The organism is Paenibacillus sp. FSL R7-0345, assembly GCF_038595055.1.
In the GTDB taxonomy this organism is placed as follows: domain Bacteria; phylum Bacillota; class Bacilli; order Paenibacillales; family Paenibacillaceae; genus Paenibacillus_AQ.
On record NZ_CP152002.1, the window covers coordinates 1,702,123 to 1,715,715 of the forward strand.

The window sequence follows — 13,593 nt, forward strand, 5'->3', positions numbered from 1 at the left end:
ATTTATGATGTTGGCGTATGCTGTTTATTGTTACCTTATCAGGAGCAATAAGCCGGAGCCTTATTATTGCCGTCAAAAAAAAGCCCGGAGTCCGGGCTGCGGAAATGATGCTAACAATTCTTAGCGGTTATTTTTGCAGCTCAAGCGCTGTTTCAGCTTTTTTTAAATCATGCTCTACCTGTTCGGTTATATCATAAGGATGGTACATTTCATTTTCAATCATATAGGCGGCAATTTTCTGATGTGTTTCGATGGCAGTATCCAGCTGGGCTTTTAGTACTTTGTGTACTTTGGGGGTCGCAGTCTCCGTAAGGGCAATCGCGTAGGTGCGTACGGCCGTTTTTGCCGATAACAGCATGTCAGTGGCAATCGCCAGATCATCCATAGGTGCTATAGCGTTAACCAGCATTTCCTTCGTTTTGGTTGTGGTTGGCATCGTAACCCCTCCTTGTGAATTCTAAAGTGCTACATTATAAATAACCCGTGCCGGAGGAACTAAACAGCAAAGTTCCATCCCGGCGGGGGATGAGTAATACTCCTCTTTAAACGGACTACGCTAAATTATATATAGTACCTTATAATATGTTATAATGGACTTCTTACTGCAAATTATGAAGAATAGAGGTCGCCAGAGGATGAAATGTAAAATTAACCGCAATGCCGCTAAAGTCCTGAAAGACATGCTGAACACTCCGGAAGCGGAAGGCAAGAAAATCCGCGTAGTGATTACCCAGAATCACGGGGATCACGGTCACTATGATGTGACTCTGGATACACCGACTGAGCATGACGAAATTGTAGCAACCGACAAGGATATCGAGGTACTGCTGGATACACGTGAGCCCCTGCTGGACGGAGTATGGGTTCAATACTTCTACGTACCGCAGGAAGGTTTCTTCATCACAAATCCATCTACCGGATTCCTTGAAAAATAAGCAGTGCTGTCTATGCGAAAAGCGTTCAACCCTTAGCCGGGTTGAACGCTTTTTTTGTAGACTTAGAACAGACGCGAAGAGGGGATTTCTCTGAATATTGCAAAAGGAGGGCCGTTAGCTAAAGTGAGCCGATTGGGCGAAAGTGGCAGGCTATGCCGGATGTGGACGAGTAAGAGCGATTAGAGGGGAAAATCCCATTATTTGAAGCGAGATGAGGCTGAAAGAGCGATTAGAGGGAAGAATCCTATTATTTGGGGCGGAATGAGGCTGAGAGAGAGTGATTAGAGGGAGAAATCCCACTATTTGGAGCGGAATGAGGCTGAGAGAGGGTGATTAGAGGGAAAAATCCCATTATTTGAAGCGAGATGAGGCTGAAAGAGGACGATTAGAGGGAAAAATCCCACTACTTGGAGTGAAATGAGGCTGAGAGAAGGAGATTAGAGGGAAAAATCCCATTAATTTGGCCCGCTCAGCTGCTAGTACACTGCACCCCGCTCCGGCCGAGGAACCCTGTACTGCACTCGCACTGTGCTGACCAGCGTCGCCCCGCTCCGGCCGTGGCCCCTTCACTGCACCCTAGCACCGTGCTGACCCGCGGCACTCCCGCCTTGCATCCTGCTCGCACCCTGCTCGCACCCCGGTACTCCACATTTTGGTACTTCATGCGCTGCCGCCCCTTTAATGCTAATCCGTGACAAGCCCGCGCTTTTTACAAATAGCACAAAATCGACTGCTCAATCCAATACATAAACCGGGATGCCGGACTCAGGCTCTCGTATGTTTTCATCTTCAGGTACATGTCCAGGCCGTCTGAAACGTCATGCCACAGATCGGTGAACACAAAGTCATATTGGCCCTGAGACATTTGCTGCTCAGCATATTCAAAGGCATCTGCCTGGATAACCGTGACCTTCTGCGCATTACCGAACTGGGGCAGAATATGCTGGCTGAACAGCTTGATCACGTCCTCGTTGCTGTCCACTATCGTTACCCTTTGCACGTCTTCTTTTTCCGAAACCATGTAGGCATAATAGCCCATCCCCAGCCCGTACGTCAGCACATTACCGGACGCCCCGGCGACAGCTTCCTTCATCGTCTCGATCTCATTCGGCGTAATGGTCATCCAGATCCGGTTGTTCTCAAGCACCGCCGGGAATCGGAATTCCGTCTCAAAGAAACCAATCTGCGGCATCAATCGTCCTTCAGGCGTGGTAATAATGTCATTGCAGACAAAAGCCTCATAAGGCTTATACTGTTCATATTTCAGTTCACTGCTGCCGATCGTAACCGCGGGAATTTTGATGTTCCTGAAGTACGGATTAGCGTAATATTTCTGAATATCGAGCCTGTGCAGCATTTTGCTGAAATAGGTGTTATAGAGAGCCGTATCCTCAGCGTTGTCCACAATATCCAGTCCCAGTGCAGCCGCGAAAAGAACCCCGAATGCATATTCTGCAGATACGCCGAATCCGGTGATCTCCTCTATCTCTTCTTTACTTATGTTATCCGGCCGGTCATTCAGGTACTGGCTTAACAAAGCCAATACTTTGTAATTATCTTCGTTAATACGTTCTGTTTTATTGGTTTCCATGGTGCCACCTTTTAGATGTAATATAGTAACCGAAGTTCATTTATGTAATATATCACATATCAATGAACGGATAATATGCTCTTATTATCCCTAACGTGAGGGCCTGTCAGGCCATTTCCGCAAAATAAGAGCGCTGGGGTCCGGTTAGCCCGGCTAAAAGTGAGATTTTGGCGAAATAAGGTTGTCTGAGTCCGTTACAGCGCTCAGGCTCTGATGTTCCAGCTGTTTGCACGGCGGGTAATCGGTTAATGATTGAGTGAGTGAACACCAAGACAGGCGCAAGGGGGTTATACGATGTGGAATAAGTTGAAAGAGAAGCTGTATGACCGGAAGGAGCCGGCCTTTCCGCTGGCGCTGTTCCGGATCGGGTTCTCGCTTGTATGGATGCTTGAGCTGCTGCAGATGATGACGATGAGGGACCTGATTTTTCAAAAAGACAGCCTGGCCGCACAGGTGCCTGTCTTCCTGACCGCCCTGTTTGTGCTCTGGATGATAGCTTTGTTCCTGCTGCTGATCGGATATCTGACCCGTCCGGCTGCGATTGTCAATTATGTAATCAGTGTTTATATACTTGGCTTTGTTGTAGTAAATGAGGCGAACAACTGGCAGGTGGATTCGCTGTTTCTGACGGGTTCATTCCTGCTGATGTTTATGCCTGTGTCAGCGTGCCTGTCCATAGAGAGTCTGATGGAGCGCCGTCGGCAGGCCCGGGTCCGTGTGCGGAAGCTGCCCAGGCCTCAGGCCCGGTTTATTCATACCGCGTTTCTGATTCTGTTGATCGGGCTGTTTTATCTGGATTCAATGCTGTACAAGCTATCCTCAGACATGTATCTTTCGGGACTGGGCCTCTGGGCGCCGGCCTCGCTTCCGTTTACCACCTACTATGATGTCTCCTGGCTGATCGACCACGAGTGGCTGGTACGGCTAATGGGCTATTCTCTGCTTGTTTATGAAGGAGTGTATATTTTCCTGGTATGGTTCAAGCGGCTCCGGGTATGGATGAGTCTTGCCGGAGTACTCCTGCATGCCGGTGTATTGTTTGTTTTCCCGATTCCGGCGATGAGCCTGCTGGTGATCACGATCCATCTGGCGATTATTCCGGAGAGCGCCTACCGCAAGCTGTATGACCGGTGGATCGCGGCGAAGCGCAAACGGCTGACGGTCTACTATGACCGGCTATGTCCGCTGTGCCGACAGACGGTCGGCATCCTCTCGGCACTGGATTTCCGCAAGGCAATTGAGTGGAAGGCACTGCAGGATTTTGCGGCTGAGGAAAAGCTGCTGGCTGATATTCCGGAGGCAGATCTCCTGCATGACATTTATGCCGTGGAAAAGGGAGAGAAGCTGCATAAAGGTGTGGATACCTACGCCGCCGTTCTACGGTCTATGGGCTGGGCTTATCCGGCCGGCCTCCTGCTTGGCCTGCCGCCGTTTCATGGTATCGCGGCCGCTATTTACGGCAAGGTAGCAGCCAAACGTAAACGGGAGGGAGGCTGCACAGACAGCACCTGCGGCATCGGTATCGTGGCTCCGCCGGAACAGGCGACCTCTCCCTTTGCCGGAAAGTTCTGGCCGGCCGGAACCTTCCTGCTGTTATGGGGGGTCTCGTTTATAGTCATTTCCTTCGGGACACCGGCCTACGGGAAATATCTGACCGGCGAAAACAGCAGCCTGACGGCTGCCCTCAGGGATACGGCCGCAGTCTACAAGCGGGTAACCTATCCCGTGCTGGGCTGGACCAATCATGGTGTGTATACTGAAACACATTATAAGGAGTATGGGTTTCAGACCCGGCTGGTTTATGTAGACAGGGAATCCTCCGTGCCGCTGCCGATCATGAACGATAGCGGCTTCTCCCGGGGTTATAAGGTCGGCCGGCAGTGGGATAACTGGGCGTACGCCTCCGTTAAACCGGACATTCCGTACGAGCAGGCCAAGAACAGCATGCTGGATTACGCCGTCTTCTGGGCGGAAGACAGCGGAACTGACCTGCATTCCGGCAGCGGCACTATTGTGATCCAGCGCAAGCCGATTGAGGTAGCGATGGATTATTTCCGCCCTGGACTGCTGCAGGACAATATGGATCAGCCGTGGAGCCGGATCGGAGAAATTGCAGCCAGCGGCGGCAGCCTGCAGCTTATGATGGACGGCGCTGCCGGCAGCGGAGAGCCGGGAACCTGGGGCGAGGCGGTTGAGGATGCGGTCGGCGCTACTGCTTCAGCTATGCAACCATAGCCTCGCTGCAATTACCTTATGAATGTAACCGTGTCGCATCAGCATCCATTAACGGCATGTTCCGCAACATCAGCTCTATAGCCACAGCCGTGCCACACTTGCAGCCGCAGGCGCATTCGCGCTTGCGGCTGCATTGCGTTCAGCCTCAGCTGCGGCCGCCCCGTATCCACCGCCCCCGAACCAGCACAGCTCAGGAATACAGCTTTCTGAACTGGTTCGGGCTGAGCTGCTCGTGCTTTTTGAACACGGTGCAGAAATAGTTGGGGTCCTCGAACCCGGACAGGAGAGCCACCTCTTTTACCGGCATATTGGGACTGCGCAGCAGCAGCTCCTTGCTGTTCTTGATCCGCACCGAATGAATGTACTGGAAAATCCGGATGTTCGTCGTTTTCTTGAACACGGTGCACAGGTGCTGCGGCGTAATGCCGGCCACTCCGGCCATCTCCTCCAGTGTCAGCGGTTTGTGGGCATTCTGCTCGATATAGTCAAACAGCGGCTTCAGCTTCAGATTGAGCGTAGAAGCACTGTTGTGCGGATGGACGGAGGCATACTGGACTATTTCAATCAGCAGGGAGTAGATTTGAGCGGACCATTCCAGACTCCGCAGGGCATAGTCGGCCTGCTGAATATCCATCATGCTCTGGATTCTGGCCGTAAAAACCTCAGGCTTCGAAAGATAGTAGACCCCCGGAGCGGTAATCCCCGCCGTCCGCTTCAGAAAGCTCTCCACCTGATGGCCGTCGAACACAATCCAGTTCACCCGCCAGGACGGGCTGACCGCATAGTACTCATGGGGAGTCCCCTTGAGCAGCAGCATCGCGGTGCCTTCTTTTACCCGGAAGGTTCTGCCGCTGGTGATCAGCTCGCCTTCGCCTTCCACACATTGAATCCATTGATACAAGTAGCCGTCCGGACGGACAATATGCTCCTGATCCCAGTGAATACCCGCATCCACAAGGTAGTAGGGAAGCTCCTTGTCTGATTCCGTAATAAGGGGCAGAAGCCGTCTGTACATAGGATCACGACCTTAATATATTAATGTTTATATGAATATCCTTAGATTGTTCGCAGGGAATAACATCACTACAATATAAATATAACAAAGTTTGTGTAGCGCTTACAAATCTATATTAAGGATGGTACATCACAATGAGCAGGCTTGAAACCAAAATCAATGACGGCTGGGAGTTCACCCTGCAGCAGCCTGAGGACGGAAATTTTGCACCCGTAAAGCTGCCGCATGACTGGGCGATCACCGCTCCGGTAAATACGCAGATGAAGCAGGGAGAGGCTCAGGGCTTCAGGGACCGCTGGGGAACAGGCTGGTACAGAAAGCGGCTGACCATCAGCGGAATGAAGGACGGCTATGTGTATAAGCTGCATTTTGGCGGAATCTATGAAAATAGTACAGTCTGGGTCAACGGCACAGAAGCAGGCGGCCATAAATACGGCTATACCAGCTTTGAACTGGATATCACAGACCTGATTCATGAAGGCGATAACCTGATTCAGGTTAAGGTGGATAACACCGTGTTCCCGGCGGACAGATGGTATTCGGGTGCAGGCATTTACCGTGATGTAACCCTGCTGGAGCTGCCGCAGAAGCATCTGGTGCCTTATGAAATTCAAGTAACAACGAAGATTAAAGGCAGCACAGGTATTGTCAATGTAAAAACCGGCATTACAGCGCTCGTAAAAGCCGTTCTCACTGATGCAGACGCAGACATCTCCTACACGCAAGAATCCAACGAGCAGGGCGTTATCCGGTTTGAGGTTCCATCAGCGAAACTGTGGAGTCCGGAGCAGCCGCAGCTGTACCGTCTGGAGCTGTCGCTTTTTCAGGGGGATGAAGCTGTTGACCATTACGGTCTGAACGTCGGCATCCGGGAAATCAAAATGGTTCCGCACAAGGGGATGTATATCAACGGGCAATTAACTAAGGTGAAAGGGCTGTGTATCCACCAGGATGCAGGCTGTCTCGGAACGGCTGTAACGGCGGAGATCTGGAAAGACCGGCTGCTTGCCTTCAAAAAAATCGGCTGTAACGCGATCCGCACCTCCCACCATATTTTTATGGCAGAGCTACTGGATCTGTGTGATGAGCTGGGCCTGCTGGTGTACGAGGAGCCTTTTGACAAATGGACCGGCGGGGCTTATGGGCGTTATTTCGAGACCGAGTGGCAGCGTGACCTGGAGGGGATGGTGAAGCGCGACCGGAATCATCCGTGCATCTTTATGTGGGGTGTCGGCAATGAGGTGGAGCATCAGGGGCAGGCCTCCATGCTGAAGATTCTTAGTATGCTGAGAGGGCATCTGCTGACGCTGGATGATACACGGCCGGTATCGTATGCGATGAACCCGCATTTTAAGGTTGAGAGCAATGTCGACGTGTCCAAAATCGAGGATATCCAGCAGTTTGTTGACGAGGCGGATGAGACGGAAATTTATGATGTGGCCGAACGGGTGGAACGGATCCGCCGGATCGGGGAGATCGTCGATGTGGTCTGCTGCAATTATCAGGAGCAATGGTACCCTGAGATTCATGAGGCTTTGCCGGATAAGCTGATTCTGGGTACGGAGACGTACCAGTTTTTCCGCGGCCACCGCGAGCAGATGCAGAATTTTACGCCAGATATACCGTGGATGGATGTGGAGCAGCACGATTATGTAATCGGCGGCATGCTGTGGACCGGAATTGACTACCTCGGGGAGTCTATGGGGTATCCGGCCAAGGGCTGGGCGGGCTCGCTGTTCTATACGAATAATGAGCGCAAGCCGCTGTCTTATCTCTATGAAAGCTACTGGTCGGATAAGCCGATGGCCTATCTGGCCGTCATGGATTATTCCCTGCAGGACGAGGGCACCAAAGAGCACTGGGATACGCCGCGGTATGCCAGCCACTGGAACTTCCCGCAGTTTAACAAGACCGTGATTCCGTACATGATTGCTACGAACTGCGAAGAGGTCACTCTTGAATTGAACGGTAAAAGATTTTATGTGGACAAGCCGGCTGCCTACCCGGGCCGGATGATTACCGGCTATCTGCCTTATCAGCCGGGTACAATTACTGTAAAGGGGTATATCGGCGGCGATGAAGTGAGCCAATATGTGCTGAAGACGGCAGGGCCTGCGGTCAGGCTGGTGTTTGATCAGGAGGCGGTCACTCTGGATGCTGATAACGTATCGCAAAAGCTGCTCACTGTCCGGGCAATAGATGCCGATGGCGTGCCTGTGTTCCGCGATAGCTCCAAAGTCACTTTCGAGGTTGAAGGCCCGGCGGAGATCATTGCGGTGGACAATGGCGACCTCAGCTCAAGCGAGCCGTATGACCGCAATTGGATGCATCTGTACCACGGCTGTCTCAGCACGGCTATCCGACTGACCGGGGAAAAGGGGCGCATCGTGTTGTCAGCCTACTCAGAGGGAATGTATCCGGCACAGCTAGTCATTAATGTAGTGTAAGGGTTGCATCATAAAAAGGGGTATCCCCAGCCTTCTGCTGACGGCTTGCGGGATACCCTTCACTATTTATGCAAAGCTATACAATCTCACGCCATGCGGCGGTACGGTTGTCTGCAGTGTACCTGCGGTAAGCTCAGCCGCTTCACCGCTCCACAGCTCTGTACCGGCTGCTGCGCTGAGGCCGATCTCTTCCAGAGCCAGCTCCACCTGCAGCGGGCTCTCGCCGGTGTTGAATACGGCGGCATAACGGGTACCGTCGTTGTGCCCGGAAGTCCACACGATGAGCTCGCCCTTGCAGAGGGCTTCTCTTGCGCCGTGGCTCTCCTGCTGGATGCGGAGCACTTCGCGGTTGGTCAGCAATGACAGTGTCCACTCGTCATTGTCACGCAGCTCGCCGCCGAAGATGAGCGGCGAGCGGAAAATGCTCCAGAGCGACATCATCGTCAGCTGCTCGTCACGCGTGAACCGGGTCCAGCGGTCTGCGCCGCCGCCGTCCACCGAACGGATGCCGATATGGCCGAGCGGCAGCATATCGCAGTCCGGCCAGCTGCCGTCCACGGGTACGCCCTGCCACTTACGGCAGCGGTCGAACATGTCCAGCAGCAGCGGCCACAGATCCCAAAAATCATCCGTGACCCGCCACATATTGGCGTGCTCTACGAAGAAGTCAGCGTATTCCACCGGAGCCGGGCCCGGTGACAGGCTCAGCACCATCGGCCGACCGCTGCGCTCGATGGCCTTGGAGATCAGGGCAATCTCCGGCTGATGGGTATCATACAGCCTGGACGCGGCGATGTCATCCACCTTGACCAGATCGACGCCCCACTGGGCATACAGCTCAAAGAGGGAATCATAATATTCCTGAGCACCTTCCTTCGAGGCATCTACTCCATACATATCCGTGTTCCAGGGGCAGATGGAGTTGGTATGGGCGATGTCGCGGGCTGTTGCCGTTGTACCGAGCAGTGCTGTACCGGCATGGGCAGCCTGGCGAGGAATGCCGCGCATAATATGAATGCCGAATTTCAGCCCGAGGCTGTGTACATAATCAGCCAGCGGCTTGAAGCCCTGGCCGTCCGCTGCCGAAGGGAAGCGGTTCTCCGCAGGCATGAGCCGGGAATATTCATCCATTACCAGCGGCACGAACGGCCGGTATTGGGAGGAGTTGGCATAAGGCTCATACCACTGGATATCAACGGTGATGTAATTCCAGCCGTAGTCTTTAAGATGTTCTGCCATATATTCCGCATTGCCGCGGATTTCGGCTTCCGTTACGGCTGCGCCGTAGCAGTCCCAGCTGTTCCAGCCGAGCGGAGGAGTAGGTGCTGCAAGCTTATGTGTCATTGTGAATCCCCTTTGCTGATGGATTATTGCTCTTATTAACCTCATCTTAATGTAGGAGATTATTAATATCTATAGTAATCTTGCAAGCGTAATAGCACTATATTGCTGTTTCTAATTAATCGAAGAACAGCCTGCGGTAGGTGAGGCTCTCGCCCCCGCTGCGGAAATCACCCGGCGTCAGCCCGGTCATGCTGCGGAAGGCCTTGATGAAATAGCTGCCGCTGGAATAGCCGATCTGCCCGGCAATGTCTGCAATGCTAAGGCTCGTTCCCCGGAGCAGCTCCATCGCCTTTTCGGTGCGGACCCGAGTCAGATAGGCTCCGGGCGTCAGTCCGGTACTGGCCGAAAACCGGCGGATCAGATGGTACTTGGATAACGCCACATGCTCGGACAGCTGATCGATGCTGATCATCTGCGCATAATGCTGCTCTATGTATTCAGCTGCCCGCCTCACGTTATCCGACCAGTTCTCCTTGTCCCGCTGGGTGGTTACCTGCATTCTGGCCAGCTCCGTCATGAACTGGTAGATGGAGGAGGAGGCAATCAGCGGGTCGGAGATCCGGCCTGCTGCCGCATCGGCGACAATCAGCTTCAGCAGCCTGACCGGGGGACAGTCTGCAGGCAGATGCGGGACTTCCCCGGCTTCGCGCAGGAATTTTCGCCAGTGGGGCAGAATCAGCTCGGGGCGGAACAGCAGGAACAGGAACTCCCACGGCTCGGACGCCCCCGGGTCATAGTAATAACGGTGGGGTCCGGGAATCTCCGCAAGAAAAGCCTGTCCGGCCGTGACCCGGTGGGTCCGGCCCCAGGATTCAAATACACCCTCTCCGGAGAGCGTGTACTGGAACAGCAGAAGCGGACCATCGGTCCGTTCCAGTCCGTCCCAGTGGTATGACGGGGTGGTGATTGAATCACTGCCGGCAGCGTAGAGTACGCATAGGCTGAGCTCTTTATCTTCGGCGAACCGGAAGCCGTAGGTGCCTTTGGACATATCCATAGCTAGGCTGGCCTCCTCATTAAAATAATATTCACTTGTAACTTTATCACACGCACCCGCAAAAAACAGCGCCGCTCCCGCAAGCAGGAACAGCGCTGTTTTAACGTTTCTTTACATTACGCCCGGGCACTTTCCGCTGTCTTGGGGCTGAACGCTCTGCGGATCAGCTTGGCCAGTTCCATCAGGATAACAGCTCCGACTGCCAGGCCTGTTGCTGTCAGCCAGTGGGACATCCCGAACGTATCCGGAATGGAGAAGATTTCTCTGATGCCCGGCAGTACGGCAACACCGTAAAAGGCGAGGCAGACCAGAACGGCTCCGATAACATATTTGTTGCTGAAAAAGCCGGCTTCCACCGAAGTCTGAGTGTTAGAGCGGGCGGCAAAGGTCTGAAGCGTACGGGACAGGATCAGCGTAGTGAACGCCATCGCTACACCCATGTCGTCGGAATGCTGAAGACCCAGGTACAGGGAGACAATAACCGCTGCTCCGATGAGCACGCCGCGGGTAATGATTGCCTGCATCAGTCCGCCTGAGAAGATGCCCTCGTTAAGCTCTCTCGGCTTTCTGCTCATCACATTAGGTTCCGCTTTTTCCATACCCAGCGCAATCGCCGGCAGGGAGTCATTCGCCAGATTGATGAACAGCAGCTGAATTGCCGTGAACGGATTAATCCAGTCAAAGATCAGGGCGAACAGGATGGCGATAATCGCCCCAAGGTTGCCTGAGAACAGATAGGCAATCGCTTTTTTAATATTATCGAACACCGTCCGTCCTACGGAGACTGCGTTAACAATCGAGACGAAGTTATCGTCGGTCAGAATCATCGCAGCCGCATCCTTGGCAACATCGGTACCGCTGCCCATCGCCACGCCGATATCGGCCTGCTTCAGGGCCGGTGCGTCATTTACACCGTCGCCGGTCATGGCGGTTATTTTACCTTTACGCTGCCATGCGCGGACAATCCGGATCTTGTTCTCCGGGGAGACCCGGGCATATACGCCGATCTGCTCCAGCTTGCTGTCGAGCTCGGCATCGGATAAGGCATCCAGCTCCTGGCCGGTGATGGCAATATCCGTATCACTCATCAGGCCGATATCACGCCCGATGGCCTGGGCGGTGGTTTTGTGGTCACCTGTAATCATGATCGTGCGGATGCCGGCGTTTTTGGATTCAGCGATGGCGCTGTAGACGGCTTCACGGGGAGGGTCAATCATCGCGGTTAAGCCTACGAGCACCAGATTTTTTTCATCCTCAAGCGTAATTTGTGTAGCGGTATTCGGTACCGTTTTGTAGGCATACGCCAGAACACGCAGCGCCCTGCTGGAGAAATCCTCATTGACTTTGATGAACCGTTCACGCAGCTCCTGTGTAAAAGGCACTTCCTCTTCATCAATCAGGACATGCGAACATACGCTAAAGAGCACATCCGGTCCGCCTTTGGTAATCATTTTCTTTTGTCCGCCAAACGTATGCAGGGTACTCATCAGCTTACGTTCGGAGTCAAACGGGAGCTCTGCTTCCCGGGGGAAGTTATCGCGGATTTCCTGGTAATTCTTATCCAGGCTATTACTGAAGGCGATCAGCGCAACCTCAGTCGGGTCGCCCAGCTCCTTGCCTTCTTCATTAATATTGGAGTCGTTACAAAGAACAGCAATATGCAGCAGCCTGCGGGCTTCCGGGGACCATTCATGATGTTCAAGCTTGAACTGGTCCTTTTTCCCCTCCGGCAGATAATAGTCGACGACCGTCATTTTATTCTGGGTGAGGGTACCGGTTTTGTCCGTACAGATGACACCGGCCGAGCCGAGCGCCTCGACAGCCGGCAGCTTGCGGATAATCGCATTCTGCTTGGCCATCTTGTTCGTGCCTACAGACAAGACAATCGTCACGATGGAGGAGAGTGCTTCAGGAATAGCGGCCACCGCTACCGCAACAGCAAACATCAGAGCGTTGAATATGGCTTCCGTAGTATCAACGTTAGTATCCGACAGCCATACACGGCCGGCCTGAATACCGAAGATGATGACCGACAGGATCAGAATAGCAATACCGAGCTGTTTACTGAAGGCTTCGAGCTTGCGCTGCAGAGGCGTCTGCTTGGCTTCGGCGCTTTCGAGCAGCTCAGCGATTTTACCGATTTCAGTAGTCAGAGCAGTACCCGTTACGAGAAAAACACCGCGCCCGTATACCACCAGGGAACCGCTGAACACCATATTGCGGCGGTCGCCGAGCGGGGCCTCCTGGTCAATGGTGTTGGTGTGCTTTTCAACAGCCTCGGATTCCCCGGTCAGCATACCTTCATTAATCTTAAGGCTTCCGGATTCGATGATCCGGCCGTCGGCAGGAACAAAATCACCGGCTTCCAGAATAACGATATCACCGCGGACCAGCTCGCGGGCCGGAACAGTCCGGGGGGCGCCGTCACGCAGCACTTTAGCTTCAGGTGCCGACATCTGCTGCAGGGCAGCCAGTGAGCTTTCCGCTTTACGGGTCTGAATCACACTGATGACGGCATTGAGGATCAGAACGAGGAAAATAATGAGCGATTCCATGACATGTCCCATAAAAATCTGGACGGCAGCTGCGATCAGCAGCACGACCACCATCGGGTCCTTGAAATTTTCCAGGAAAAGCTTCCACAGCGGATCTCTGTCCCGTCCTTTTATTTCGTTGTATCCATCCTTTTCCAGCCGCCTCTGAACCTCTGCCGAGGTCAGCCCTTTTGCCGAGCTTTGCTGCTCCTGTAAGCTGTCAGATACACTTTTGCGGTAATACTCCACTAATGATTTCTCCTCTCTGCAATGCTGTGTCTTTTTGTCTGTAGTACATAAGCTTCGATTTATTGGACTAATACCCGTTACATTCGTCTTCTACTCAGGCAGGATACCTCAGTTTGCCCAATAATCTCGGTTTGAAATCTGTTTGTAAAAGCTACGGTTTAAACGGGAAGGAGGTTTCAAAACAAACACAAACCTGTGCGGTTCTGCGGATCAATGTAGAGTAATCATTTGATGTGATTATAGGCG

At 53.1% G+C, this 13,593-nt stretch carries 9 protein-coding genes; 3 read left to right on the plus strand and 6 right to left on the minus strand.

The window, feature by feature from the left end; all coding sequences use genetic code 11:
• Positions 1–127: 127 nt before the first annotated feature.
• On the minus strand, positions 128–436 hold the full coding sequence (locus tag NST84_RS07240; protein WP_342564931.1) for a spore coat protein: 309 nt from the start codon (positions 434–436) through the stop codon (positions 128–130).
• Between the two features lie 199 nt (positions 437–635).
• Here NST84_RS07240 and NST84_RS07245 point away from each other — a divergent pair, with 199 nt between their 5' ends.
• Positions 636–935 carry an iron-sulfur cluster assembly accessory protein gene (locus tag NST84_RS07245; protein ID WP_342564932.1) on the plus strand — a complete coding sequence of 100 codons (300 nt, stop codon included), beginning with the start codon at positions 636–638 and terminating at the stop codon, positions 933–935.
• Positions 936–1,644: 709 nt separating this feature from the next.
• Here NST84_RS07245 and NST84_RS07250 read toward each other — a convergent pair.
• A complete protein-coding gene (locus NST84_RS07250; protein WP_342564933.1) occupies positions 1,645–2,526 on the minus strand; it encodes a hypothetical protein in 882 nt (293 codons plus the stop codon).
• A gap of 294 nt (positions 2,527–2,820) precedes the next feature.
• Here NST84_RS07250 and NST84_RS07255 point away from each other — a divergent pair, with 294 nt between their 5' ends.
• Positions 2,821–4,761, plus strand: coding sequence for a DCC1-like thiol-disulfide oxidoreductase family protein (locus NST84_RS07255; protein ID WP_342564934.1), 1,941 nt, complete (start codon positions 2,821–2,823; stop codon positions 4,759–4,761).
• Positions 4,762–4,951: 190 nt separating this feature from the next.
• Here the strand turns inward: NST84_RS07255 and NST84_RS07260 are convergent, their stop codons facing one another.
• Positions 4,952–5,776: an AraC family transcriptional regulator gene (locus tag NST84_RS07260; RefSeq protein ID WP_342564935.1), complete on the minus strand. Its 825-nt coding sequence runs from the start codon at positions 5,774–5,776 to the stop codon at positions 4,952–4,954.
• 134 nt (positions 5,777–5,910) lie between these two features.
• Here NST84_RS07260 and NST84_RS07265 point away from each other — a divergent pair, with 134 nt between their 5' ends.
• On the plus strand, positions 5,911–8,223 hold the full coding sequence (locus tag NST84_RS07265) for a sugar-binding domain-containing protein (RefSeq protein WP_342564936.1): 2,313 nt from the start codon (positions 5,911–5,913) through the stop codon (positions 8,221–8,223).
• A gap of 66 nt (positions 8,224–8,289) precedes the next feature.
• Here NST84_RS07265 and NST84_RS07270 read toward each other — a convergent pair whose 3' ends face one another.
• The 3 genes from NST84_RS07270 to NST84_RS07280 form a co-directional block, all read right to left on the minus strand.
• Positions 8,290–9,567 carry a glycoside hydrolase family 27 protein gene (locus NST84_RS07270; protein WP_342564937.1) on the minus strand — a complete coding sequence of 426 codons (1,278 nt, stop codon included), beginning with the start codon at positions 9,565–9,567 and terminating at the stop codon, positions 8,290–8,292.
• Positions 9,568–9,682: 115 nt separating this feature from the next.
• Positions 9,683–10,564: an AraC family transcriptional regulator gene (locus NST84_RS07275; RefSeq protein WP_342564938.1), complete on the minus strand. Its 882-nt coding sequence runs from the start codon at positions 10,562–10,564 to the stop codon at positions 9,683–9,685.
• A gap of 116 nt (positions 10,565–10,680) precedes the next feature.
• Entirely contained in the window at positions 10,681–13,347 is a 2,667-nt protein-coding gene (locus tag NST84_RS07280; RefSeq protein WP_342564939.1) for a cation-translocating P-type ATPase, read from the minus strand.
• Between the last annotated feature and the right edge of the window lie 246 nt (positions 13,348–13,593).